25 protein-coding genes are annotated in these 23,307 nt (G+C 63.2%); 10 read left to right on the top strand and 15 right to left on the bottom strand.

Annotated elements, in window-relative coordinates:
* Positions 1-193: 193 nt before the first annotated feature.
* Both H582_RS0123835 and H582_RS0123830 read right to left on the bottom strand, forming a co-directional pair.
* The gene (locus H582_RS0123835; RefSeq protein ID WP_028600542.1) at positions 194-460 is read right to left on the bottom strand and encodes a hypothetical protein; all 267 of its coding nucleotides are present in this window, start codon (positions 458-460) and stop codon (positions 194-196) included.
* Entirely contained in the window at positions 460-1,653 is a 1,194-nt protein-coding gene (locus H582_RS0123830) for an NAD(P)/FAD-dependent oxidoreductase (RefSeq protein ID WP_028600541.1), read from the bottom strand. The genes H582_RS0123835 and H582_RS0123830 overlap by 1 nt, the downstream gene beginning before the upstream one ends.
* Before the next feature lie 203 nt (positions 1,654-1,856).
* Between H582_RS0123830 and H582_RS0123825 the strand changes: the two genes are divergently transcribed.
* On the top strand, positions 1,857-2,852 hold the full coding sequence (locus tag H582_RS0123825) for an NAD(P)/FAD-dependent oxidoreductase (protein WP_028600540.1): 996 nt from the start codon (positions 1,857-1,859) through the stop codon (positions 2,850-2,852).
* Between the two features lie 446 nt (positions 2,853-3,298).
* On the opposite strand, the gene sda is transcribed toward H582_RS0123825, so the two are convergent.
* Positions 3,299-3,442, bottom strand: a complete 144-nt coding sequence (gene sda, locus H582_RS29390) for a sporulation histidine kinase inhibitor Sda (RefSeq protein WP_043111940.1) — start codon at positions 3,440-3,442, stop codon at positions 3,299-3,301.
* Between the two features lie 231 nt (positions 3,443-3,673).
* A complete protein-coding gene (locus H582_RS0123810; protein WP_028600539.1) occupies positions 3,674-4,324 on the bottom strand; it encodes a YheC/YheD family protein in 651 nt (216 codons plus the stop codon).
* 444 nt (positions 4,325-4,768) lie between these two features.
* Between H582_RS0123810 and H582_RS0123805 the strand changes: the two genes are divergently transcribed.
* Entirely contained in the window at positions 4,769-5,281 is a 513-nt protein-coding gene (locus H582_RS0123805) for a hypothetical protein (protein WP_028600538.1), read from the top strand.
* Between the two features lie 139 nt (positions 5,282-5,420).
* Here the strand turns inward: H582_RS0123805 and H582_RS0123800 are convergent, their stop codons facing one another.
* The 4 genes from H582_RS0123800 to H582_RS29385 all read right to left on the bottom strand — a co-directional run bounded on the left by H582_RS0123800 (position 5,421) and on the right by H582_RS29385 (position 10,186).
* The gene (locus H582_RS0123800) at positions 5,421-7,358 is read right to left on the bottom strand and encodes an ABC transporter permease (protein WP_028600537.1); all 1,938 of its coding nucleotides are present in this window, start codon (positions 7,356-7,358) and stop codon (positions 5,421-5,423) included.
* Positions 7,333-8,109 (bottom strand): ABC transporter ATP-binding protein, encoded by a 777-nt coding sequence (locus H582_RS0123795; protein WP_028600536.1) that lies wholly within the window; start codon positions 8,107-8,109, stop codon positions 7,333-7,335. The genes H582_RS0123800 and H582_RS0123795 overlap by 26 nt, the downstream gene beginning before the upstream one ends.
* A gap of 90 nt (positions 8,110-8,199) precedes the next feature.
* Entirely contained in the window at positions 8,200-9,327 is a 1,128-nt protein-coding gene (locus H582_RS0123790) for a sensor histidine kinase (protein WP_052333612.1), read from the bottom strand.
* A 70-nt stretch (positions 9,328-9,397) separates the two neighbouring features.
* Entirely contained in the window at positions 9,398-10,186 is a 789-nt protein-coding gene (locus H582_RS29385; protein ID WP_052333611.1) for a response regulator transcription factor, read from the bottom strand.
* 238 nt (positions 10,187-10,424) lie between these two features.
* On the opposite strand from H582_RS29385, the gene H582_RS0123780 reads away from it, so the two are divergent.
* The 4 genes from H582_RS0123780 (at position 10,425) to H582_RS0123765 (ending at position 12,421) form a co-directional block, all read left to right on the top strand.
* Complete coding sequence (locus H582_RS0123780; protein WP_028600534.1) at positions 10,425-10,751, top strand: hypothetical protein; 327 nt, start codon at positions 10,425-10,427, stop codon at positions 10,749-10,751.
* A 182-nt stretch (positions 10,752-10,933) separates the two neighbouring features.
* Entirely contained in the window at positions 10,934-11,512 is a 579-nt protein-coding gene (locus H582_RS0123775; RefSeq protein WP_028600533.1) for a TetR/AcrR family transcriptional regulator, read from the top strand.
* Between the two features lie 202 nt (positions 11,513-11,714).
* Entirely contained in the window at positions 11,715-12,047 is a 333-nt protein-coding gene (locus tag H582_RS0123770; RefSeq protein ID WP_028600532.1) for a DMT family transporter, read from the top strand.
* 56 nt (positions 12,048-12,103) lie between these two features.
* Entirely contained in the window at positions 12,104-12,421 is a 318-nt protein-coding gene (locus tag H582_RS0123765; RefSeq protein WP_028600531.1) for a DMT family transporter, read from the top strand.
* Between the two features lie 142 nt (positions 12,422-12,563).
* Here H582_RS0123765 and erpA read toward each other — a convergent pair whose 3' ends face one another.
* Positions 12,564-12,923, bottom strand: a complete 360-nt coding sequence (erpA, locus tag H582_RS0123760) for an iron-sulfur cluster insertion protein ErpA (RefSeq protein ID WP_028600530.1) — start codon at positions 12,921-12,923, stop codon at positions 12,564-12,566.
* Between the two features lie 171 nt (positions 12,924-13,094).
* On the bottom strand, positions 13,095-13,874 hold the full coding sequence (locus H582_RS0123755; RefSeq protein ID WP_028600529.1) for a phytanoyl-CoA dioxygenase family protein: 780 nt from the start codon (positions 13,872-13,874) through the stop codon (positions 13,095-13,097).
* A 134-nt stretch (positions 13,875-14,008) separates the two neighbouring features.
* Between H582_RS0123755 and H582_RS0123750 the strand changes: the two genes are divergently transcribed.
* The 3 genes from H582_RS0123750 to H582_RS0123740 all read left to right on the top strand — a co-directional run bounded on the left by H582_RS0123750 (position 14,009) and on the right by H582_RS0123740 (position 17,441).
* The gene (locus tag H582_RS0123750; protein WP_028600528.1) at positions 14,009-14,887 is read left to right on the top strand and encodes an AraC family transcriptional regulator; all 879 of its coding nucleotides are present in this window, start codon (positions 14,009-14,011) and stop codon (positions 14,885-14,887) included.
* Between the two features lie 303 nt (positions 14,888-15,190).
* Complete coding sequence (mqnE, locus tag H582_RS0123745; RefSeq protein ID WP_028600527.1) at positions 15,191-16,294, top strand: aminofutalosine synthase MqnE; 1,104 nt, start codon at positions 15,191-15,193, stop codon at positions 16,292-16,294.
* A gap of 79 nt (positions 16,295-16,373) precedes the next feature.
* On the top strand, positions 16,374-17,441 hold the full coding sequence (locus tag H582_RS0123740; protein WP_028600526.1) for an NAD(P)/FAD-dependent oxidoreductase: 1,068 nt from the start codon (positions 16,374-16,376) through the stop codon (positions 17,439-17,441).
* Between the two features lie 23 nt (positions 17,442-17,464).
* Here the strand turns inward: H582_RS0123740 and H582_RS0123735 are convergent, their stop codons facing one another.
* Positions 17,465-17,734, bottom strand: coding sequence for a YuzB family protein (locus tag H582_RS0123735; protein ID WP_028600525.1), 270 nt, complete (start codon positions 17,732-17,734; stop codon positions 17,465-17,467).
* Positions 17,735-17,801: 67 nt separating this feature from the next.
* On the opposite strand from H582_RS0123735, the gene H582_RS0123730 reads away from it, so the two are divergent.
* Positions 17,802-18,047, top strand: coding sequence for a NifU family protein (locus tag H582_RS0123730; RefSeq protein ID WP_028600524.1), 246 nt, complete (start codon positions 17,802-17,804; stop codon positions 18,045-18,047).
* A gap of 59 nt (positions 18,048-18,106) precedes the next feature.
* Here the strand turns inward: H582_RS0123730 and H582_RS0123725 are convergent, their stop codons facing one another.
* The 4 genes from H582_RS0123725 to H582_RS0123710 are packed head-to-tail and all read right to left on the bottom strand — an operon-like array spanning position 18,107 to position 22,368.
* Positions 18,107-18,892, bottom strand: a complete 786-nt coding sequence (locus H582_RS0123725) for an SDR family oxidoreductase (protein ID WP_028600523.1) — start codon at positions 18,890-18,892, stop codon at positions 18,107-18,109.
* Between the two features lie 26 nt (positions 18,893-18,918).
* Positions 18,919-19,644, bottom strand: a complete 726-nt coding sequence (locus H582_RS0123720) for a Cthe_2314 family HEPN domain-containing protein (protein ID WP_028600522.1) — start codon at positions 19,642-19,644, stop codon at positions 18,919-18,921.
* Between the two features lie 25 nt (positions 19,645-19,669).
* The gene (locus H582_RS0123715; RefSeq protein WP_028600521.1) at positions 19,670-21,442 is read right to left on the bottom strand and encodes a UbiD family decarboxylase; all 1,773 of its coding nucleotides are present in this window, start codon (positions 21,440-21,442) and stop codon (positions 19,670-19,672) included.
* A complete protein-coding gene (locus tag H582_RS0123710; protein ID WP_028600520.1) occupies positions 21,439-22,368 on the bottom strand; it encodes a COX15/CtaA family protein in 930 nt (309 codons plus the stop codon). The genes H582_RS0123715 and H582_RS0123710 overlap by 4 nt, the downstream gene beginning before the upstream one ends.
* Between the last annotated feature and the right edge of the window lie 939 nt (positions 22,369-23,307).

The raw sequence follows: 23,307 nt of genomic DNA, 5'->3' as shown, positions 1-23,307 counted from the left end.
GGCCCATTATATAAGGATAAAAACAGGAACGTTATAGGTTATATTACGAAGATGAGGTCCGATTCTACGATTCCGCTTCGCCGAGCGCAAGCCGCCGGTTTTCCTTTGGAAAAATGCCCAAAAAGGACGGCGAAAGCTTCGCCGTCCTTCGTTTTGCGTTCCATTTTTCACCCGCCTGGGGGCGGCACTGGTTCTAGTCCTCGTCTTCTTCCTCGTCCGGCTCGGCCGCCTCGCGCTTGGCGCTCAGATACGCCTCCGTGTCGCGGTCGCGCTGGCGGCCCTTCTCCTTGAGCCGCTCGATGCCCGGCACGATCAGCCGGTCGACCTCCTGCTGGATCGCATACGCCAGATCGTGGCGGCTCTGCGACTCCAGGTAGGAGCCGACCTCCATCAGGGCGTTGTAGCGGTCGAGCTCCTCGCGGGTCAGCAGGCCGCGCACCTGGACGCTGCAGTGCCGCATTAGAAGAACTTCCCTTTGCGCAGCACGAGCGGGATGCCGCCGATGATGAACAGGTAGCGCAGATCGATCATCTTCTTGAGCCAGGCGGCCTTGCGGCCCAGATACTTCTTGCCGAAGGCGACGCCGATGCCCTCGCCCTTGCCGAGCGAGGCGACCGTGCCCTTGTTGCTGAAGGCGAACGTCTTGAGCGGCTGGCTGCGGATCGCCGCGACGAGATTATGGGCGCAGGTGACGCCCTGCTGCATCGCGATCTGGGCGGTCGGCGGGTACGGACGCCCTTCTTCGTTGAACATCAGCGAGTTGTCGCCGATGATGTAGATGTTCTCGTGGCTCGGCGCGCGCAGGTAGTCGTCGACCTTGACGCGTCCGCGCATCGTCTCGAAGCCGGCCTCCTCGATGAGGCGGCTGCCGCGGATGCCGCCCGTCCAGATGACGGTTTTGGAGCGGATCTCCTCGCCGTCGCCGACGATGACGCCGTCCGGCGAGCATTCCTTGATCGCGGTGCCGATGCGGAAGATGACGCCCTTCTTGGTGAGCACGTCCATGCCGTACTGGACGAGCTCCGGATCGAAGCCCGGCAGCGCGCTCGGCGCCGCCTCGATGTTGTACAGCTTGACGAGCGAGCGGTCGACGTCGAAGGCGCGGCACAGCTGCGGGATGCGGTCAGCCAGCTCGCCGACGAACTCGATGCCGGTGAAGCCCGCTCCGCCGACGACGAACGTCAGGTAGTCGGTGCGATGAGGCTCGCGCTTGTAGCGGGCGAACTGATATTCAATATGCTCGCGGATCAGACGCACCGAGTTGATGCTGCGGATGCTCATCGCATGCTCCGCCAAGCCCGGGATGCCGAACGTCTCCGGCTCGCCGCCGAGGCCGATGACGAGATAGTCGTAGGACAGCGTGCCGTCCTCGAGGATGACCTTCTTGTCCTGCGTGCGGATCTGCACGACGGTGGACTTGACGAAGTCGATCTTGAACTCGTCGATCAGCTTGGAGATGTTGACGCGGGCATTCTCCGGATTGTCCGTGCCGGCGGCAGGCATATGCAAATGGGTCGTGATATAGTGGTAATCATGCTTGTTCACCAAGGTGACGTCGGCTTCGTTGTAGTTGAGCTGCTTCTGCAGCTTGAGGGCGGTCAGAATGCCGCCATAGCCGGCTCCCAAGATGACGATCTTTGGTATATTGCTCATATGGTGCGTCCCTTCCCATCCATCTCTAATCCCTTTATTTATACTCAAGCCATGATAACAAATCCGCAAGAGCCACTTCAAGGTGAATTCCTACGAAAAATATTAGAAGAACGTACAAAGGCCGCAAGGAAGGCGCGCTTTCTACGCGCGCTCCCGAGACGTATAATGGAAGGGAAAGGAACACGATCTGGAGGTGCGAGGCAATGACAGACGTGAAAGTGGAGCCGGTCGACATCGCGATCATCGGCGGAGGACCCGCAGGCATGTTCGCCGCCTTCTACGGCGGCATGAGGCAGGCTTCCGTGAAGCTGATCGAGAGCATGCCGCAGCTCGGCGGACAGCTCGCCGCCCTTTATCCCGAGAAGTACATCTACGACGTCGCCGGCTTTCCCAAGGTGACGGCGCAGGAGCTCGTCGACTCGCTGCGGCGGCAGATGGACCATTTCAATCCGGAGATCTGCCTGGAGGAAAAGGTGACCGCTCTGATCAAGCACGGCGAGCGGGAATTCGAGCTCCGCACCGACAAGGGCGCGCATCTCGCCCGCGCGGTCATCATTACGGCGGGCGTCGGCGCGTTCGAGCCGCGCCGGCTGGAGCTGCCGGAGGCGGCGGCCTACGAGAGCCGGGGCCTCCATTATTTCGTCACCGACCTGCTGCAGTTCAAGGGCCGCAAGGTGCTCATCAGCGGCGGCGGAGATTCCGCCGTCGACTGGGCGCTCATGCTGGAGCCGATCGCGGAGAGCGTGACGCTCATCCACCGCCGCGACAAGTTCCGGGCCCATGAGCATAGCGTCGAGAAGCTGCGGGCGTCGAGCGTAGAGGTGCTCGTGCCGATGGAGATCGCGCGGCTGGAGGGCGAGGTGTACGTCGAGAAGGTCACGCTCGCCCACGCCAAGACCGGCGAGGAACAGACGCTGGACGTCGACGACGTCATCGTCAACTTCGGCTTCGTCTCCTCGCTCGGCCCGATCGCGGAGTGGGGCCTCGCTATCGAAGGAGGCAGCATCGTCGTCGACACCCGCATGGAAACGTCGATCCCCGGCATCTTCGCCGCAGGAGACATTACGACCTATCCCGGCAAGCTCAAGCTGATCGCCGTCGGCTTCGGCGAGGCGCCGACGGCGATCAACAACGCCAAGGTGTATCTCGATCCGACCGCCAAGCTGTCTCCCGGCCACAGCAGCAACCTCAAGCTGTAGCCGCGGATTTCCCCGCTTTTTCGCCCGGAGCCCCGAGCTCCGGAGCGCCGCCGCCGGACGGATTCGACTAGCTGAAGCGGCCAAAGGGCATCCTACACCTCGACTTCAATGCCGAGGGAGGATGCCCTTTTCATGATGTGTCCCGTATGCAATGGCATTCGACTGCTTGAGGCGGACTGCCCTCGCTGCCTGGAGCCGCTGCTCGACTGCGGCCCCGAACAGGATCTGGCGGGTCCGTACGCACCTTACGGGCCGGCCGCGGCCGTGTCGATGCTCGCTCCCGAAAAAGAGCGGCAGGTGGTACCGGTTTGCATGCACAGGCTGTATTGTACCGTCTGTTCGCACAGCAGCGATGCCGGCGTTCCGCTTACGCTGGGGTAGGGCGGTTCCGGCTGGCCCTACGGCTGCTCCGTAGCGGCCTCTTTGTCAGGCGTCACGTTCGGGCTTCAGGCTCCTAGTCGAATCATTTCCGGGTTCAGTTGTCTGCGCTTGATCTCGCTTGCGAGCAGCTTGATGAACTCCATGTCCAGATTGAATTGAACCGCGCTGAAGTAGGTTTCGATCAGCAATTCGTCAGACAACAGCTCCATCTTACCAGCCTCCTTCCGCTGCGGATTGGATGTGCTTCCCAATCTTAGCATGAGCGGAAATCGAGGAACAAGCGTTCGAATATCCACAGTCTCTCGTGGACAAGATGTGCACAATATGTGAGTAGAACGGGAATTCCGAGGAAAAATCAGGGGAAGGATGTGGATAGAGTTATACACAGCTGAATACGCGGAAATAGCGATAAATAAGTTTTATGGATATTTCTTCCTTGATTACTTCGGACGGGTATTCACTTCAAAAATCCAGATCTTGCCGCTCCGGTCCAGACCATAGTCGAAGCCGAGCTGCCCGATGCCCGGGAACTTGGACTCCAGCACCGCCGCCGACAGCCGCGTCAGCCTCCTCATTTCCTGCTTCTTGCCGCGGATGCTCGCTCCCGGCAGCGAGCGGCCGATGCCTTGCGACGCCGTCAGCTGACTGCCGCCCCGGCACAGATTCGTGACGAACAGCCCCGAGCGGGCGACGCGGCCGACCATCGAGCGGATTTCCCAGCGGGCTCCGTTCTTGACGTACTTGACGCGGTAATCGATCGGACGGCCGCCGACCGTCGCCAGATGGATGCCCTTCTGGATCAGGTAGGAGCGTCCCTTCTGCAGCGGCTTCAGCGCCAGATGCAGCGAGCCGATCGACGAAGCCCGCTTCGTGCTGGAGCCGGACGAATAGCTGTAGCCGCCGTCCACGCGGCTGATTTTGATGACGCCGAGCCCTCCGGTGCCGCGCACCGGCTTGATGACGACCATCCCATGCTGGTCGAGCATGCTTTTCAGCGCCGCTTCGGAATAGAGGCGGGTCGGCGGAATATGCGGCGCGATCGACGGATGGCCGAGCAGCGCGGCTGTCTTCGCCCATTTGCTAGCCAGCATCCGTCCGCTCGCGCCTCCTTTCGGAAACGGCTTGGACAGCACCTTCTGCACATAGGCGAGCTCTTCCTCGGCGTCTGCCGCCCCTTCCTCGGCAGGGGCATGCGCCGGCAGCGGCTCGGCCGCGGCGGCAGGGACCGGCTCGGCGGGAGCGGGGAGCGCGGCGGCGGCTTCGGGAGCAGGCGCCGCCTCCAAGCGAATCTCTTCGTTCATCCTCTTGATCTCCTTTCTTCTTCTACTCTATTCTATGCTTTCGGGCGTCCGTTCTCTTGGATGATTGTCCGCGGCCGAACCGCCCTGTTTCCCTGCGAATGCGATCAGGCGATCGTCCTTCAACGGTCTCGGCCTATCGTCCGGAGGAGCTCCGTCTCGGGATGGAGGACAAATGCCGCAGGGGCTGATAAAGTAGAGGCATCGAAGAATCGGATCAGGAAAGGTGGATCTCCCATGAATCGTCATGCCAAGGCCGTGCTCGGCGCCGTCCTCGTCCTGCTCGGAGCCTATCTCATGCTCCAGCAGGGAGCCCGGATCGGGCCCGCGCAAATTTTCGGCCACTTCTGGCCAAGCTTGTTCGTCATTCCGCTCGGCATCTTCTTCCACTGGATGTACTTCTCCATGCTCAATCGCAGAGGGGTCGGCCTGCTCGTCCCCGGCGGGATCCTGCTCGGCGCCGGCCTTGTCAGCCAGTTCGCCATGCTGCTGGACAACTGGGGCTCGATCTGGCCCGGCTTCATCCTGGCCGTCGCGCTCGGCCTCTGGGAGCTCTACTGGTTCGGCGGACGCAACCGGTGGCTGCTCATTCCGATCAACATCCTGATCGTGCTGAGCCTGCTGTTCGGCGCCGTCTTTTCCATCAGCGCGCTGACCGCCAGCCTGGACAGCTATTATCCGTATGCTGCGCTGGTCCTCATCCTCGGCGGCTCGTTCCTGCTGCTCTCTCGCAAGCGGCGCGAAGACTGATCGAGGCTTGACGCCAGCGAGCCGGCACGACCAAAAGCTCCTTTCGGAACCGGGTTCCGAAAGGAGCTTTTTTGACTGGAGATTCATCCGCCGCGCCCGCGCCGCGGGCAGGGGCTCCGGCCGATTTTTAAGTCGCCCGTCAGACCCGGGAATCCCGTACGATGCTGCGGGTGTACGTCGTCCAGGAGATCAGGCAATAGGCCGCCTGCATCAAAATATAGACGCCCATGACGACGAGGCCGTACATCCATACCGGCCGCCCGATCAGCGTGCCGAGCGCTTGCATCGCAAACAGGCTGTGCACGATGCCGACGAGGCACGGCACGAGGTAGAGCAGCCCCACCTGCACGCCGACCGTGCGGCGCAGCTCGCCGGACGTCAGGCCGATCCGGTTCAAGGCGCGGAACTGGCTGCGGTCCTCCTGCAGCTCGGTGAACAGCTTGAAGTACAGCAGGCTCCCCGAGGCGATGAAGAACAGCACGCTGATGAACAGGCCGATGAATACGGTCAGGCCGATCGACTGCCGCATCTCGATATAGCTGGAGACGCGGTACGTCTGCGCCTGCTCCTTGGCTGCCGGCGTCAGCGCCTCGTCGAAGCGCTTCACATCGGCCAGGCGATGCTCCCAATCGGCCAGCTCGAAGCCGTAGAACGCCAGCTTGGCGGAGGCCGGAGCCGCGGCGGTCCACCGCTCCATCTGCCGATCGGACACGACGAGCAGCCAGGACGCCTGGGCGATCGGGCTCAGCGCGGCGCCGTACGCGGACTCGTCCAGCTTCAGCCGCAGCGGCTCGTCGCCGATCCGTCCAAGCAGCTCGCCCTCGGGCTTGCCCTTCTCCTGCATGCTGCGGAAGGGCTCGACGAGAAAGCCGGCGTCGCCGTCCAGGCTCCGCTTCGGCAAGCCGACCCGCTCGGCCTCGCGATTGTAGTCGCTGAGCGCGACGACCATCGCGTCGCCCGGACGGTCGTCGCGGAACACGGCTCCGACCAGACCGCTCGCATGCAGTCCCTTCACCTCGGAGCGCTCGGTTACGGAGCCGCCGTCCTGCTCCAGCAGCGCGGCCGCCTGATCCGGGTCCATGACCGAATGGCCCGGACCCTGCTCCACATATCCGACCGTATACGGCGTATGCTCGAGAATTTGGTCGCGCTGCAGCTTTTGGAATACATACACCGTACTGGCCGCGCTCATGACGATCGCGCCCAGCACCGTCACGACGAACAGGATGCGGGCATTGTCCTTGATGCGGAACGCCAGCTGCGAGATGGACAGCAGATTGGTGCCCTTATAGTAGAAGCTTTTGCGCCGCTGCAGCAGGCGGATGACGGCTACGCTCAGCTGCGTGTAGAGGAAATACGTCCCGAGCACCGTGAATCCGATGATCGGCAGCGCCAGCATCATGAACGTCTGCACCGTCGTCATCGCCGCCATGGCGTAGCCGGCGCCGAGCGAGAGCGCGGCGAGCGCCGACAGCCCCGGCGAAAAGGCCGGCGGCCGCTTCGGGCGCCGTCCCTCGCCCAGCAGGTCGATGATCTCCGACCGCCCGACGCGCAGCGCGCTCAGCAGCGAGATGACGAAGAACAGCAGCAGGAAGCCGCCTGCCGTCAGCAGCACGGCCCGGCCCGGCACGAGGAAGCGGATCGGCACGTCGGTGCCGATCAGCACGCCGAGCGTCAGGATAAACAGCTTGCTCAGCAGGATGCCGAGGCCGAGGCCTGCCGCGATCGACAATGCGGCGACGGCGAGGCTTTCGTACACGACCATCTTGCGCAGCTGGCCGCGCGTCGTGCCGAACAGCGTCAGCAGGCCGAACTCCTTCTTGCGCGTCTTGACGAACGCCGAGCTGGAGTAGAGGACGAAGAAGAACGAGAAAATGAGGATAAGGTACATGCAGACCTCCATCATTTTCTTCACCCCTTGCGCCTGCTCGATCTTGCCGTTCACGACATCGGGATGCAGCACGAACGAGGCGTACAGATAAAAGATGAGGACGGAGAAGACGCTGCTGAGGAAAAAGGCCGCGTACGAACGCCAATTGCCGCGGATATTGTTAAGCGCGAGCGAACGGAACGTCATCGAAATTCCCTCCCAGCACGCTCAGCGAATCCAGAATCTGCTGGAAAAACGCCTGGCGATTGTCTCCGCGGCGGATCTCCGAGAAGAACCGTCCGTCCTTGATGAACATGATCCGCTTGCAGTAGCTCGCGCTGAACGGATCATGCGTCACCATCAGCACCGTCGCGCCGAGCCGCTCGTTGAGATCCTTGAGCGACTCCATGACGTCCTTGGCCGCCTTGGAGTCGAGGTTGCCCGTCAGCTCGTCGGCGAGCAGCAGCGACGGCTCGTGAATGATCGCCCGCGCGATCGCGGCGCGCTGCTTCTGGCCGCCGGACACCTCGTACGGCCGCTTTTCGAGGATGGCGGCGATGCCGAGCAGCGACGCCACCGGCTGCAGCGCCCGCTCGATCTGCGCCGGCGACTTGCCCTCGAGCACGAGCGGCAGCGCGATGTTCTCCTTGAGGCTGAGCGTGTCCAGCAGGTTGAAGTCCTGGAACACGAAGCCGAGCTCCCGGCGCCGGAACAGCGCCAGCTTGCGGTCGCTCAGCCCCGACGGGTCGATGCCGCGCACCGAGATGCTGCCCGAGGTCGGCTTGTCGATTGTCGCGAGCAGGTTGAGCAGCGTCGTCTTGCCGCTGCCCGACGGGCCCATGACGCCGACGAACTCGCCCGTCTGCACGGTCATGTCGATGCCGTCAAGCGCCTTGTAGCTGACCTCTCCTTTGGTGCTGTAGATTTTGCCTAACGCTTTTACTTCCAATACGTCCATGCGATGTCGTCCTCCCGGTTTCGTCTATCGAATGACTCCAGTATACCCGGACCAAGGAACGCCACCCATCGATCGACCTTACACGGAAGCTTACAATCTTGTCAGGTTGTGGATGGCGCGGCCTTCGAAGCCGATGCGGACCGTCGTGCCCCGCCCTTCCTCCGATCGCAGCTCGAGCGTCAAGCCGAGCTTGGCCGCTACCTGACGGCACAGATAGAGCCCCATGCCGGTCGACTCCTCGGTCCGCCTGCCGTTTTCCCCGGTGAAAAAAGGATCGAACACCCGCGGCACGTCCTGCGCCGGAATGCCGATGCCCTCGTCGGCCACCTCGATCCAGGCGGCGCCGTCCTCGCCGGCGCCGATCGCGATGTCGAGCCGCTTGGAGCCGGGCTTCGGCTTGGAATACTTGACCGCGTTGCCGACGAGCTGGACGAGCAGGAACAGCACCCACTTGCCGTCGGTCTCGGCCCAGGCCTCGCCCTCAATGCGCGGATAGACGCCCGCCGCGATCAACAGCCGCTTGTGCTGGTTGACCGCCTCGCGGGCGGCCTCATGCAGCGCGACGCGCCGGGGATGCAGATCAAGCGCGAATTCCTCCAGCCTCGCCGTATGCAGCATCTGCTCCAGGCCGCGCGCCAGGCGGTCCGTCTCCTCGCGCAGGCTGTCCGTCAGCTCGCGCAGCTCGTCCTGCCCGAGCCCTGCTTTGGCAGCCTGGCTCTGCGCGATCAGGTCGATGACCGAGACCGGCGTCTTCATATGATGCACCCACTGGTAGACAAAATGCCGATGCAGCTCCCGCTCGCGGTCATGCGCCTGCAGCCGGTCCTGCGCGAGGCGGCTCAGACCTTCGAGCATGCGCGCCGTCTGGCGCTGCTCCGCCGTCGCCGCGCCTTGCAGCGGACGCCAGCCGGGAGCTTCCGACAGGCGCAGCAGGGCATCGAGATAGCTGCGCTGGCGGAGGAAGCCGATGCCGAAGGCCGTCGCCCCGACGGCGGCGGACAGCAGCCAAAAATAGAGCAGATTGCTCCAGTCCATCCTCTGGCCGATGCCGGTACGCTCCAGATACCAGATGACCGATCCGGCGCCGAGCGCAAGCGCCAGCACGGCCGCTGCGGCGAGCTGCCCGCGCGCGTAGAGGCCGAGCGCCAGCAGCGTGCGCCGCAGGCGGCGGTCGGAGCTGCTTCCGGCTGCGCTTGCGCCTCCATTTTTGCGGCTCATCGGAGCCTCCTTGCAGCGGGCAGCGGCCGACCGGGGCTGCCGACCGCTTGCAGGACGATGTCGAGCGGCATCATCGGCTGCCCCCATCCGGTCCGGCGGCCAGCTCGGCGTCGTTCAGCCGATAGCCCTGCCCGCGATGCGTCTCCAGCACGCCGCCGAGCCCGAGCTCCTCCAGCTTGCGGCGCAGGCGGGTCACGTTGACGGTCAGCGTATTGTCGTCGACGAATGACGTATCGTCCCACAGGCTTTCCAGCAGCCGGTCGCGCGAGACGATCGCGCCGTCCGCCTCGAGCAGCGCCTCGGCGAGCAGCCGCTCGTTGCGGCTCAGCTGCGCGGCCTGCTCGCGCCAGAGCAGCAGGCTCCGGCTTACGTCCAGCCGCAGCTCTCCGCAGCGCAGCTCGAAGCCGCCTGCGGACGAAGCGCGGCCCGCCTCGTCGCCGGCCGGCGCCGTCAGGCCGGAGCCGCTCTCCGGCTCGAGCGGCGCGGCGGCATACTCGCCGTAGCTGCGCCGCAGCGCGCTTTTGATCTTGGCGATCAGCAGGTCGAGATGGATCGGCTTCGTGACGAAGTCGTCCCCGCCGTTCTCGATCGCCATCACCTGATCCATTTCCCCCGAGCGGGCCGAGATGAAGATGACCGGAGCCGTGGAGCGCTGGCGGAACTGCCTGCACCAATAAAAGCCGTCGAAGTACGGCAGATTGATGTCCATCAGCACGAGATGAGGCGTCTGCTCCTCGAAGTCGAGCGTCAGCTCCTTCATCCGCTGCGCCCGCTGCGGCTGGAAGCCGTAGCGCTCCAGCGCCTCTCCGAGCAGGCGGGCGATCTTGTCGTCGTCCTCGACGATCGTGATGCGATACATTGAGCCTTCCTCCTTGACCATTCCTTCCGATGCTTGACGCCATCTGTCGCCTTAGTTTACCACACCCTCCGGCCGATCCCGACTGGACCCCGGACGGGGCCGCCAGGCCGCAGACGCTGGACCGAAGCACGGATTTTTTCGCAAAAAGCTTCAGCCCTGAAACTTCGCTGCCGATGCTTCGTATGTTGGCTCAAACGGACGGTTGCCGGCAACGTCCATCCACCAGGAGGTTTTGTCCATGTCTTTGTCCAAAGCGCTGCGGCTCATCAGCGGCATCTGCGAGGGGCTGCTCGCCATCCCGATCCTCGGCGGCCTGTTCGTCATCTCCAGCGGCTATGCCGCCCTCGGCTTCATGTTCGTCTTCCATCTGATCGTGCTGTTCGTCTCGCTCTCGCATCGCGAGCCCGTGTACGGCAGCGCCGCCGGCCTCGCCGCCTCGCTGCTCGGCTGGATTCCGTTCCTCGGCTTTTTCCTGCACGTCATCTCCGCGCTGCTGCTCCTCGTGTCGGCGTTCCAAGGCGGTCCTCGCCGTCCCGAGCATTACGGTCCGCCTCCACGGTACTAAGGATACAAAGCTTAAGCTTCGCCGATCCAATCCGGCTTACCCGCCTCGGGCAGCTTTGCCCGAGGCGTTTTGTCGGTCGCTCGCGCCGCTGCCCGGGTTGCCTTTATCGAGCCGCGCGTGCTAGAATGAATCTTAATAGTGACTGACAGTCATTCATCTCATTCGCGGAAGGAGAGGATCGCTTGGACAAGCGGGAGAGGATCATCGAGGCGGCGCTCGACGTCTTTCAGGAGCTCGGCATCGAGAAGGCCAAAATTTCCGATATCGTCAAGCGGGCCGGCATCGCGCAGGGCACGTTCTACCTCTATTTCCCCTCCAAGCTCGCGCTCATGCCCGCGATCGCGGAGATCATGGTCGGACGGATTCTGGAGCGGCTGCAGGAGATCCGCCCGGACGGCTCGGCTCGCGACCAGCTGGACAGCATGGTCGAGGCGATCTTCGAGGTGACCGAGACGCATCGCGATCTGACGGCGCTGATCTACTCCGGCATCACCCAGACCGAGCATGTGCGCGAGTGGGAAGCGATCTACGATCCGATCTACGGCTGGATCCGCGAGCGTCTGGAGCAATTCCGCGAGCGCGGCGAAATTCGTCCGACCGCTCGCCCCGACTTCTCGGCTCGCCTCGTGCTCGGGCTGATCGAAACGGCCGCCGAGCAGAACTTCCTCTATGCGTCCGCCGAGGCCGACGCGGTAGCCGGGCACAAGGCGGAGCTGAAGCAATTCCTCGCCGCAGCGCTCGGATCGGAGCCGATCGCCTGAACGCGGCGGTCTTTTCGCCCCGAAATGACTGACAGTCATTCATAATTGCCGGTGCTTGCCTGCCGCTTGCTTCCTTGCACAGAAGCGATTGCGGACCGGAGTAACCCTGTCCATCGAGGCCACACTAAGTTCAACTCATTCCTATCCCCGAAAGGAGCTTTTCCAGATGTCCTCTCAAGTCATGACCAAAGCCAAGCCCCGCATGAACAAAGGCTGGCTGTTCGTCACGCTCACCTGCATCATGGAGCTGGTATGGGTATACGGCTTTCATGCCGCGACTGCGCCGCTCCACTTCGTTCTGGTCGCCGCGGTCATCGCCGTCGACTTTTATTTTCTGTTCCGCGCCTGCGAGCTGCTGCCTACCGGCACCGTCTACGCCATCTTCGCCGCCGCCGGCACCGCCGGAGCCGCGCTCATGGACCTGCTGCTGTTCGGCGGCTCGCTCAGCTTCGCCAAGCTCGGCTTCATGGCGCTGCTGCTGAGCGGAGTCATCCTGCTCAAGCTTGCCGACGGCAAAGACGATTCTTCGCGCTGACGATTAGTCCGCGCGCGGACATCGAAACCAATTTTCGCATCCAAGGAGAGATCATCATGGGCTGGGTATTCGTATTTTCCGCGGCGTTCTGCGAGCTGGCAGGCGTCGTCGGCCTGAACCGCTTCACCGAGCGCAAGACGCTGCAAAACGGCCTCTGGTTCATTTGCGGCTTCGCCGCTTCGTTCGCCTTGCTGTACGCCTCGTTCCAGCATCTGCAGCTGAGCGTCGCCTATACGGTATGGGTAGGGCTCGGCACGTCGCTGGCCGTTATCGTCAACATGCTGTTTTTCGGCGAATCCCGCAGCCCGCTGCGGCTGTTCAGCCTGGCGCTGATCATCGTCGGCGTGACCGGGCTGAAGGCGGTTTCCGGCTGAGCATTGACGAGCCTGGACATGGCGTATACGATGAGGATAAATATCCCATTCCAGGAAGGCTTTTTTTGCATCCTTGCATGTAAGTCCTGCAAAAAAAGAGCCTGAGAGAATGATCCCTCAGGCTCTTGCTATCGTCATGCGCTCAGCACTCGTCCGGCTTCGGCTTGCCGGCGTCGCTCGCCGTGCGGAAGCTCGAGCCGCAGCCGCAGGTGACCGTAGCATTCGGATTATGGATGGTGAAGCCGCCGCCCATGGCGCCTTCCTTCCAGTCGATCTCCAGGCCGCGCAAATACTTGGCGCTGTCGCTGTCGACGACGACCTTGACGCCGTTCACGTCGAGCTGCTGGTCGTCTTCCTTCTGCTCGTCGTCGAAGCCCATGCCGTAGGAGAAGCCGCTGCAGCCGCCCTCCTTGACGCCGACGCGCAGGAACAGCTCCTGCCCTTCCTCGGCCGCGAGCATTTCCTTTATTTTATCCGAGGCTGTTTCGCTGATCTCGATCATCCTCATCATCCTCCTGTTCGAAGCGTTGCGTAGTCTTGCCCTTCGTCTCCCAAGTATACTCCTCTTGCCCGGGACGCTCAAGGGAGAAGCGCACAGCGCTCCGAACGCCAGCTTCCACAGCTCTCGTCAAGGATGCAAGTTTCCGCCAAACCTAGCTCCGACCGAACGAGCCTAGACTCCCGTCACCCGGAACTCCGGCTTCACCTTGTCGAACCGAGGGTTACCGCCGCATACCATCAGGCCCGCGCCCCAATCGACGTGCACGTTCTCCGTCGGCTCGTCGGCCGGGTCCTTGTACTGGAACAGCACGTTGCGGCGCGTGCGCTCGCTGCGGTTGGCGTCCGAGCCGTGGATCGTCAGGTAGTTGAAGAACAGCACGTCGCCCGCATCCGCGGGACAAGGAATGCCGTCCGAGATCGGATACTGCTTGTGGTTCAAATAGTACGAGCCGACATGCGGCAGGCTGCCTTCCGCATGCGAGCCCGGAACGACCCTCAGGCAGCCGTTCTGCTCGTCTGCGCGGTCCAGATGCACGCTTGCCGCCAGCATCGTATGCTGGGCATGGGGGAAGTACGGATAGTCCTGGTGCATCGGAAACGCCGCTCCGTTTTCGGGAGGCTTCACGAGCATTTTCGTATGGTGGAGATGCACGTTCGGCCCGATCAGGCGCGAGAGGATCGCCGCCATGTTCGGATGCACGACCGCCCGCATGAAGCAGGCTTCATGGTAATGGACGTCGTGGAAGCCTTTGAGCACGAGCTTCTTCAGCTCTGCCGGCGGCAGGAACTCGCCCTGCCAAGCGGCGTTGTCGTCCCGCTTGGCTTCGGCGGCGCGGCGGATGATGCGCTCCACGCCGCCTCTCATCTCCTCCACCTCCTCGTCCGAAAACACTCCCTTGACGAGCAGATACCCGTTCTTTTTGTAAAAATCGACCTCGCGCTCGCTGATCATGACGTTTCCTCCTCGATGGACACCCGATTGATTTTGCGCCGTTCTTGCTTATAATCGTACTCAAAGGAGGAGGCGGCGTCTTTGGAAGCCGAAGCCTTCGTTTTGCACTTTGAAGCCAAGGGAGGCGGAAATCGATGTACCGATTCCGGGAAAGCGCCGAGCGGCTGAACAGCCGGATCTCCGCAGCGGAGACGGGCGCCGAGCGGTTTTTCATCCACTATTGGGGGGCCGACGGACGGCTGCCGAGCAATCCGGCGCACAAGCATTCCTTCTTCGAGGCCTGTTATGTGCTGAGGGGCACCGGAACGTACCGGGATGCCGAGGCGCTCTACGAGCTGCAAAGCGGCGTCCTTTTCCTCTCCCGTCCGGGCGTCGAGCATCAGATCACGACCGAGGACGGCCTTGCGATCGTCTTCGTCGCGTTCGAGCTGGACGAGTCCGGCTCGGAGCCCGAGGCCGCCGCCGCTTGGCGGGAGCTGGAACGCTCCGCTCAGCCGGTTCGGACCGATGCCTCCGGCACGCCGTCGGCTCTGCTGTGGGAATCGCTGCTGACCCGCGAGGACGGGCGCTTCCCGCTGCCTGACGGCGCTCTCCCCGCCGCCGCCTTCGCCCTGCTGGCTTCGTTGCGGACGCTGTTCGGCGCAGAGCCTGCCGGGACCGCTCCCGCTTCTCCAAGGCCGAGCCGGCTGCTGCGCCGGGCGAAGCGGTACATCCGCGACAACCTTGCCCGTCCGCTCTCGCTCTCCGAGGTCGCCTCCGCGCTGCATCTGTCCGAGCGCCAGCTGTCGCGCCTGTTTTCCGGAGGCATCCACGAAAGCTTCTCCGGCTATGTCCGCCAAGAGCGCATCCGCGAGGCGTCCCGGCTGCTGACGCTCGACGAGCTGCCGATCAAGGCGATCGCCGAGCGGACCGGCTTCGCCTCGGTCCATTATTTCACCCGCATGTTCCGCGCCGCCAAAGGAATGCCGCCCGGCGAATTCCGCAAGCGAAGCGGCGCCGCGCCGGCGGAGTGAGGCTTGCAAGCCGGCTCTCTTCGCTGCTTTGCTTCGCTGCCGCGTCCTCTCAGCGCGGACATCCTTCCATCCGTTTCCCCTTCATCTTCCCTTTTCATTTGCCGTTTTTATATTGAAGCTTCACCACCATAGGTTTATAATGAAGACGGTTTGTTTGCAGTAGACGCACGGGAAAGTTCCTTTTTTCACAAAGTTCTCCAAGGCAGGACAGCCGCGAAAGGCAACCGCCCTGCCGACCATTCCCGATTCTTCTGCCCGCCAGGCATGGCCAGGCAGGATGCACGGACAAGGAGGTCCATATCCATGAACATCATCACTCCGACGGAAGCCTCCGTCATGCAAGGCATCCGCGAGAAGGTCAGCGCGGGAGAGCGGCTCAGCCTCGAGGACGGCGTGTTCCTGTACAAGTCCGACGACCTGCTGAGCATCGGCCAGATGGCCAACGAGGCCAACCTGCGCAAAAACGGCAACAAGGTCTATTTCATCGATACGATGACGCTCTACTTCACCAATGTCTGCGAAGCGCACTGCGCGTTCTGCAGCTTCCGCAAGGACGAAGGCGACGAGGGCGCCTATACGCTCTCTCCGCAGGAGATGATCGACTACGTCGACAAGCACATCACCCCGACGGTGCGCGAGTTCCATATCGTCGGCGGCCATAACCCGCATGTGCCTTTCCAATACTACGTCGACTCGCTGAGCGCCCTCAAGAAGCAGTACCCGCATGTGACGCTCAAGACGTATACGGCGGCCGAGATCGACTTCTTCTCCCGCATCAGCGGGCTCAGCTACCGCGAGGTGCTGCAGGAGCTGCAAAAGGCCGGGCTCGAATCGCTCACCGGCGGCGGCGCGGAGATCCTCTCCGACCAGTACCGCAAAAAGATGCGCGTCGAGAAGGCCGACGTCAGCCAGTACCTCGACGTGCACCGCACGGCGCACGACCTCGGCATCAAGACGCATACGACGATGCTTTACGGCGCCGTCGAGACGCATGAGCAGCGCATCCAGCACATGATGTCGATCCGCGAGCTGCAGGACGAGACGAACGGCTTCCTCGTGTTCATCCCGCTGTCCATGCAGCCGCATAGCCCGCGCGCCGGCATCCGCCGCCGCAACTCGGCCTACGAGGATCTCAAGACGATCGCGATCAGCCGCCTCATGCTCGACAACTTCGACCACATCAAGGCGTACTTCATCAATATCGGCCCGCAGCTGACGCAGGTGTCGCTGACGATGGGCGCTTCCGACGTGCACGGCACGCTCGTGCGCGAGCGCATCAGCCATGCCGCAGGAGCGCTCACGCCGGAAGGACTGTCGCGCGAGGACCTGATCTGGTTAATAAAAGGAGCGGGCCGCGTTCCCGTCGAGCGCGACACCTTTTACAACGAGATCAAGGTATTCGAGTAATTCCGCTCGGCAGCGAGCATATTAGGTTCATCCATCTTCATCGCGGCACCGTGAAAAGCGAACAAGGGTTGGGATACGAATGAAGCGATTTGTCATTTTGGGCGGCGGATACGGAGGCATGGCTCTGGCCCAGGAGCTGCTGGACGGAGACATCCCTTCGGATACGATCATCGTGCTGATCGACCGCATGCCTTTCCAAGGACTCAAGACGGAATACTACGCGCTGGCCGCGGGAACGTCTCCGGAGATCGATCTCCGGGTTTCTTTCCCGAGCGACTCGCGCCTGCTCATCACCTACGGCGAGGTGACGGGCATCGACCTCGACGGCAAGCGCGTCCTGCTCGAAGGGCAGGACCCGGTATCGTACGATTGGCTGACGATCGGCCTCGGCTGCACGGACAACTATCACGGCATTCCCGGAGCCGAAAAGAACTCCTGCAGCATCCAGACGTTCGCGAATACGCGCCGCACCTACCAGGTGCTCGGCGACGTCAAGCCGTACGGCCAGGTATCGATCATCGGCGGCGGCCTGAGCGGCGTCGAGATCGCCGCGGAGCTGCGCGAGGCGCGCAAGGATCTCAACATCCGCATCATCGACCGCGGACCGAGCATCCTTTCGGCCTTCCCTCCGAAGCTCAAGACGTACGTCTCGGCGTGGTTCCTCGAGCATCATGTGGAGATGCGCGGCCATGTGTCGCTCAAGCTGCTCGAGGACGGCGTCCTGCATGACGGCAACTCGCCGGAGCCGATCTACACCGACGCCACCGTCTGGACCGCGGGCATCCAGCCGGTCGAGGTCGTGCGCGAGCTGAACGTGGCCAAGGACCATCAGGGCCGCCTCGTGCTCAACGAGCTTCATCAGCTGCCGGACTATCCGGAAGTATTCGTCATCGGCGACTGCGCGTCCGTGCCGTTCTCTCCGAGCGGACAGCTTGCCGGCGCGATGGGCAAGCAGGTCGCGGACGTCATGCAGGCGATCTGGAAAGGCCGCACGCCGAAGGTCGGCAAGATCAAGCTCAAGGGCACGCTCGGCTCGCTCGGCAAAAAAGCCGGCTTCGGCCTCATGGGCAATACGGCCATCATGGGCCGCGTGCCGCGAGTGCTCAAAACCGGCGTGCTCTGGCGTTCCAAAAACCATTTCGGATGAGACGGAAAACAAGCCGATCGCGCCTACAGGTCGTCGATCAGCTTGTCCAGCGCCTCGCGCTCGGCGGCCTTGCGGAGAACGTTCTCCTGCAGGGCCGTTTCCAGTTCCTCGACCGTATCGGCCGCGACGATCTCGCCGTCGACCATCGCGAACGGCGACAGATAGCATTCGCCGCAATTGCCGAGGCAGCCGTATTCGATGACTTCATATCGGTCATCCTGTTCTAGAGCGCGCATCAGCCGGTCGGTGCCATGATGCATGTTGCTCGAGCAGAATTCAACGACGGGCTTCAGCATGGCGTACCTCCGTTTTCAATCGTCTTGCTTTGTATTATAATAGGGAAGAAAGGAGTTGAATGCAATGAGCGAAAACGCACAAAGCACGATGTACGACGAGGTTCTGGATGTTCTTGACAAGCTTCGTCCGTTCCTTCAGCGCGACGGCGGCGACGTGGAGCTCGTGGACGTGGAGGACGGCATCGTCAAGCTCCGTCTCGTCGGCGCCTGCGGCAGCTGCCCGAGCTCCACGATCACGCTGAAGGCCGGCATCGAGCGCGCCCTGCTGGAAGAAGTCGAAGGCGTGCAAGAGGTTGTCCAGGTCTTCTAAGAAGGTTTCGAAATAACAAGCGGCTGGCTCCCCTCCCGGGATGCCAGCCGTTTTTTTGTTCAGCCGGGCGAGGCCGGCTTGATGCTCGTGCGGATCGGGTCGAAGCCGCCCGTCACGTCGATGATGTTGCCCGTCAGGAAGTCCGACTGCGGCAGGCACAGGAAGGCGATGACGCGGGCGACGTCCTCGCCCGTGCCGGGACGGCCCAGCGGAGAGTCGTCGTCCGCGATGCCCTGCACGTCGGCGATCGACTTTTCCTTGTAGTCGCCGCGGATGTCGCCCGGACAGACCATGTTGACGGTGACGCCATGGGAGCCCTCCTCGACGGCGAGCGTCTTGGTGAACGACACGAGCCCGGTCTTGGCCGCGGCATAAACGGCCCGATGAGGCCAGGCGCGGCCTTCCATCGCATGGCCGAAGCCGAAGTGGATGATGCGTCCCCACCGCCGCTCGCGCATCGCGGGCAGCAGATGGCGGTCCAGCAGCATCGCGCCGAGCAGGTTGCCGTGCAGCAGCGCGATGATCTCCTCTTCCTCGTAATCGCCGAACACCCGGCGCTCGCGGATGAACGGTCCGGCATTGTTGACGAGGATGTCCACCCGGCCGGTCAGCCGCAGCGCCTCGCGGGCCAGCTCTGCCGCCTCGCCGGGCAGGGCCAGATCGGCCCGGATCGCGCGGCTGCGCACGCGGAAGCGGCTCTCCAGCTCCCGCGCCAGCGCTTCTGCATCGTCCGCGCTCGTGCGGTAGTTGAGCACGATATCGCAGCCGCAGCGGGCCAGCTCCTCCGCCGCCCGCTTGCCGAGCCCTTTGGCGCTGCCGGTGATCAGGGCCGTTTTTCCTTTCAGCTCCACGGATCGTTCCTCCTCGCCGATTATCGGCCGGATTGCGGGGCTTTCTCCTCCGCCAGCTTCGCCAAGTAGGCGAATGCCAGCTGCAGGGACGCCGCCGCGAGCTCCAGGCCGCTCGCCATGTCCTCCAGCTGGTCGGAGATGCTCTCCAGGCCGATCTCCTCGCCGAAATGAAGATGCATCTGCAGCAGATCGTCCTGCAGCTCGGAGTTCAGGTTATGGATCTCCTCGTTGCGGCGCTTGCGCAGCCGCGCGACAGGCTTCTCATGCCGGGCCTTAAGGTCGCTCAGCGGCCCTCCGAGCGCAAGATGCAGCTTTTTCTCCCGCATGCGCCGCAGCACGGTGAAGTAAGAGAAGCGCTCCTTGAACTGCTGCGTGTTCAGCTCCAGCGCTTCGTTCAGCAGCGTGCCGAGCTTGTCCAGCAGGGAGAACAGGCGGATGAAGGCATTTTTGTCGAAATAGACGTAACGGCGGTAATGCAGCCGCTCCTCCTGAGGCATGTCGGCCCAGGAATCGCTCGTCACGAGCGCGCCGAAGCGCGAAGCGGCATAACAGCTCTGCTCCAGCTCGTCGAGCGAGGCCATCAGGCCGAAGGCCATGACCTCGCGGGTACGCGCCTTGTGGTCCTGGTCTCGTCCCGCGACGGCATGAAGATGCATGGCGGAGGCATAAGCCTGCATGGCCTTCAGCGCATCGGCGACAACGCCGGCCGGCGCTGCCGGCTCTTCTCCAAACAGCATGCGGAGCATGGGCCGACCTCCTCTAGGATGTAATTCAAGCTCCGGGGAAATATTCCTTCCAGCGCCGGTCGACCAGCTGCACGATATCCTCGCGCGGGAACAGCTCGTCCGGGTAGCCGGGCTTCATGCGGGCGTCGATGACGATCGGCAGACGATAGGCCAGATGATGGCGGCGCGCGTCGGACAGCGCGTAGATGTCGTCCGCCGGATTGAAGCGGGTGAACACCGTCCACAGGAACGGCGTCTGCGCCGAGGCGACCGTGGACGCATCGTCGACGAGCACGATGAGCGGCCATTCGGTGCCGCGTTCGGCGACGCGCTCCAGCAGCTTGGACGCCAGCTCCGGATCGGCGGCGTAGGACGCCCCCGATACGACCAGCGCGCCTTTGCAGTAGACGGCGATGTCGTTAATCTCCGCAATCGGGCCCTCCGTATATTCATAGGGCAGCGTCCGCACCGGCTCGCCTACGCCGATCAGCAGCCCTTTGCTGCCGTGGTTGAGCTTGCCGCTCGTATAATCGAGCGTGTCGTGGGACGTGTTGTCGAACACGAACAGATCCGTCTCCGGCTGGAATCGCTCCAGCACCGTCTCGAGCAGCGTATCGAACTTGGACAGGTCGATCGGCTGATCGGTCAGCATGAGGAACTTGGTCAGCGACAGCTGGCCTTGGCCGAAGATGGCGAAGCCGGTGCCGAGCGCCTCGCGCGAGTAGCTTTCGCGCACGACGGCGGCCGCGAGCGCATGCACGCCGGTCTCGGCGTAAGCCCACAGGTCCTTGACGCCGGGCATCGCCATCGGAAACGCCGGGCTGAGCAGGCGCTGCAGGTATTCGCCGAGGTAGTAGTCTTCCTGACGCGGCTTGCCGACGATCGTCGCCGGATAGATGGCGTCCTTGCGGTGATGCACATGCTTGACGTTGAACACCGGGAAGTCATGCTGCAGCGAATAGTAGCCGAAGTGGTCGCCGAACGGTCCTTCGGGCCGGCGCTCATGGGGCGGCACCGTGCCGTGGATGGCGAATTCGGCCTCGGCCGGGATGCGGTGGCGTCCGAGCGGATCCTGCGTCACCGGCAGCTTGCCGCCGAGGATGAGCGAGGCGATCATCAGCTCCGGCAGATGCTCCGGCACCGGCGCGATCGCCGCAGCGATGAGCGCCGGCGGACCGCCGAGGAACACGCTCACCGGCAGCTCCTGGTTCAGCTTCTCCGCCTCATGGTAGTGGAAGCCGCCGCCCTTGTGGATCTGCCAGTGCATGCCGGTCGTGCGGTCGTCGAAGATCTGCATGCGGTACATGCCGAGGTTATGCTTTTTCGGATGAAGCGGATGCTCCGTATAGACGAGCGGCAGCGTGACGAAAGGACCGCCGTCCTCCTGCCAGCTGGTCAGGAACGGCAGCCCTTGGAGCGGAGCTTCGCGGCGCACCTGCTGCAGCACCGGAGCCGAGCCGCTCGGCACATCCTTGAGCCCGACCTTGAGCAGGTCGAGCATCATGCCGCGCTCGCCCCAGATCGCGCCGAGCGTCGGCGGGAGCAGCCGGTCGGCGGCGCCGACGATCGTCTTCATGAGCTGCTCCGGCTTCGGGCCGAAGGCCAGATCGACGCGGCGCGACGTGCCGAACATATTGGTGAGCACGGGGAATGTGCTTCCTTTCACATTCGTGAACAGGAGAGCGGGGCCCTCCTCCTCGATGATGCGGCGATGGATCTCGGCAAGCTCCAGATTCGGGTCGACCGGGGCGTCGATGACCGCCAGATCGCCGTCCTGGCGAAGCGCTTCCGTGAATTGCCTCAGATTCGCAAAATTCATGAAGTCCGTCCTTCCTGTCTTTTCCAAGCCTGGATGCCGAGATCGATCAGGATGGAGAAGAGAATGGTGATGATCAGGTTGTGCAGCATGTTGGTGAACAGGAACCACTGCTCGTCGTGCATCGTCGCGGTCAGCCAGGCGCCGCTGAAGATCTGGCAGACGACGAGGATCAGCACGAGGCGGGCCGAGCGGGTCGCTCGGTCTCCTGCCGGGGCATGCTTGCGCACGCGCAGGTACAGCCACAGGAACAGCAGGCCGAGCAGCAGGCCTGCGACGCGGTGGATGAAGACGATGCCGGTCGCGCCGGTCAGCTCAGGCACGACTTGTCCGTTGCAGAGCGGCCAGCCGAGGCAGCCGCCGCCGGAGTCGGTATGGCGGATGAACGCGCCGAGATAAACGACGACATAACAATAAATGCAAGCCGTAAGCACGAGCGCATAGACCGAGCGCGGCAGCCGGGGGGCGGTCGCGGCGTCGTAGCCCTTGCTGTGGCGCCGGACCCAGATGACGAGCAGCACGGTCGATGCGACCGCGAGCAAGGAAATGCCGAAATGCAGCGCCATGACCGGCGGGCTCTGGTACCACATGACCGCGGCCGCGCCCATGAGCGCCTGGATGATCGTAAAGGCCAGCGTCAGGCCGGCGTACCAGAGCGGCTCGCGATGGCCGTGGCGGCGGAACAGCCGGATGGTCAGCACAAACGTGGCGAGCACGATGATGCCGACGACGCCGGTTACGGCGCGGTGGGAGTATTCGATGGCGGTCTCCAGCGTAAAGGCGGGAATAAACTTGCCGTTGCAAAGCGGCCAGTCGTCTCCGCAGCCGCGGCCGGATTCGGTATTGGTTACAAGCGCTCCGGCCAGCAGGACCAGGAACATGCCGATGCAGGACATCCATGCAAGCAGGCGGTAAGCTCGGGAGAACATGATTGTCGGTTGTCACCCCTTCTTCCTATGGATACAACCCTCATTATAGCGGCAAAAAAATGCAAAAGCCATGTTGAAAATGTGACGATCCCGCCCCGAAACCGTGGCGGTCCGGGCCGCTCCGGCCGTGTCTTTCCGACGCTTTCGGCCGCCTCGTTAGCTTGCCCCGAAAGCGGTGCTCCCGTCCTCGTTCCAAGTGGCAATAAGCGGCGGCGGAACGGACGAGGTGCGGACGAGGAACGGACTAGGAGCGGACGGGGAACGGACCAGGAGCGGACGAGGTGCGGATGAGGAACGGACGGGGAGCGGACGAGATGCGGACCAGGTACGGACCAGGAGCGGACGAGGAACGGACGGGAAGCGGACGGGGAAAAACGGAGCAAATACCAAGCTCAAGCCATTATTGGGCGGAGGCCGGAACGTCGGACCGAAACGAGGTGCCGGAACGGCCCCGCTTCGCGGAGCGGGGACTCGGAACCGGCGCCGGACCCCGCAGCGGGATCGAAACCGAAACCGCTTCGCGGAGCGGGGACTCGGAACCGGCGCCGGGACCCACCAGCGGGATCGAAACCGAAACCGCTTCGCGGAGCGGGGACTCGTTCCGATCTCCCTGGAGCCCAGATTCCTTTGATCCCATTCCCCAGCAGGGGTGGAATCCGGCCTCCAAGGGAACCGCTGCCGCTTCTCCACGAGCCCCCGTCCGCTTCGCTCCTGGTTCCCAATTCCTCCCGGACACCCGCGGCGTTCCGTTCTCCTCTGCGCTCGCCAAAGTGCAGTCCTGCTCCCGTCCGATCCTCCACTCGCTCGAGCTACTCGGTTTTCCGCGTATCTCCGACCGTTCGTCTTTTAAACCTAACCCGAATAATTCGGGTTACAGCGGCTCGCAAGTCCTTCTTTCAGGCTCCAACCCGAATAATTCGGGTTACAGCGGCTCGCAAG

The organism is Paenibacillus pasadenensis DSM 19293, from assembly GCF_000422485.1.
GTDB classification, from domain to species: domain Bacteria; phylum Bacillota; class Bacilli; order Paenibacillales; family Paenibacillaceae; genus Paenibacillus_O; species Paenibacillus_O pasadenensis.
This window is presented reverse-complemented; position numbering and strand designations above follow the sequence as displayed.

Bases quoted from the DNA above. Each gene is read 5' to 3' on its own strand.
- H582_RS0123765 (WP_028600531.1), top strand. From the start codon at position 12,104: ATGGGCTGGGTATTCGTATTTTCCGCGGCGTTCTGCGAGCTGGCAGGC.
- H582_RS0123750 (WP_028600528.1), top strand. From the start codon at position 14,009: ATGTACCGATTCCGGGAAAGCGCCGAGCGGCTGAACAGCCGGATCTCC.
- mqnE (WP_028600527.1), top strand. From the start codon at position 15,191: ATGAACATCATCACTCCGACGGAAGCCTCCGTCATGCAAGGCATCCGC.
- H582_RS0123720 (WP_028600522.1), bottom strand. From the start codon at position 19,644: ATGCTCCGCATGCTGTTTGGAGAAGAGCCGGCAGCGCCGGCCGGCGTT.
- H582_RS0123790 (WP_052333612.1), bottom strand. From the start codon at position 9,327: ATGAGCCGCAAAAATGGAGGCGCAAGCGCAGCCGGAAGCAGCTCCGAC.
- H582_RS0123780 (WP_028600534.1), top strand. From the start codon at position 10,425: ATGTCTTTGTCCAAAGCGCTGCGGCTCATCAGCGGCATCTGCGAGGGG.
- erpA (WP_028600530.1), bottom strand. From the start codon at position 12,923: ATGATCGAGATCAGCGAAACAGCCTCGGATAAAATAAAGGAAATGCTC.
- H582_RS0123800 (WP_028600537.1), bottom strand. From the start codon at position 7,358: ATGACGTTCCGTTCGCTCGCGCTTAACAATATCCGCGGCAATTGGCGT.
- H582_RS0123830 (WP_028600541.1), bottom strand. From the start codon at position 1,653: ATGAGCAATATACCAAAGATCGTCATCTTGGGAGCCGGCTATGGCGGC.
- H582_RS29385 (WP_052333611.1), bottom strand. From the start codon at position 10,186: ATGTATCGCATCACGATCGTCGAGGACGACGACAAGATCGCCCGCCTG.
- H582_RS0123795 (WP_028600536.1), bottom strand. From the start codon at position 8,109: ATGGACGTATTGGAAGTAAAAGCGTTAGGCAAAATCTACAGCACCAAA.
- H582_RS0123715 (WP_028600521.1), bottom strand. From the start codon at position 21,442: ATGAATTTTGCGAATCTGAGGCAATTCACGGAAGCGCTTCGCCAGGAC.
- H582_RS0123755 (WP_028600529.1), bottom strand. From the start codon at position 13,874: ATGATCAGCGAGCGCGAGGTCGATTTTTACAAAAAGAACGGGTATCTG.
- H582_RS0123770 (WP_028600532.1), top strand. From the start codon at position 11,715: ATGAACAAAGGCTGGCTGTTCGTCACGCTCACCTGCATCATGGAGCTG.
- sda (WP_043111940.1), bottom strand. From the start codon at position 3,442: ATGGAGCTGTTGTCTGACGAATTGCTGATCGAAACCTACTTCAGCGCG.
- H582_RS0123805 (WP_028600538.1), top strand. From the start codon at position 4,769: ATGAATCGTCATGCCAAGGCCGTGCTCGGCGCCGTCCTCGTCCTGCTC.
- H582_RS0123710 (WP_028600520.1), bottom strand. From the start codon at position 22,368: ATGTTCTCCCGAGCTTACCGCCTGCTTGCATGGATGTCCTGCATCGGC.
- H582_RS0123730 (WP_028600524.1), top strand. From the start codon at position 17,802: ATGAGCGAAAACGCACAAAGCACGATGTACGACGAGGTTCTGGATGTT.
- H582_RS0123825 (WP_028600540.1), top strand. From the start codon at position 1,857: ATGACAGACGTGAAAGTGGAGCCGGTCGACATCGCGATCATCGGCGGA.
- H582_RS0123740 (WP_028600526.1), top strand. From the start codon at position 16,374: ATGAAGCGATTTGTCATTTTGGGCGGCGGATACGGAGGCATGGCTCTG.
- H582_RS0123810 (WP_028600539.1), bottom strand. From the start codon at position 4,324: ATGCTGGCTAGCAAATGGGCGAAGACAGCCGCGCTGCTCGGCCATCCG.
- H582_RS0123835 (WP_028600542.1), bottom strand. From the start codon at position 460: ATGCGGCACTGCAGCGTCCAGGTGCGCGGCCTGCTGACCCGCGAGGAG.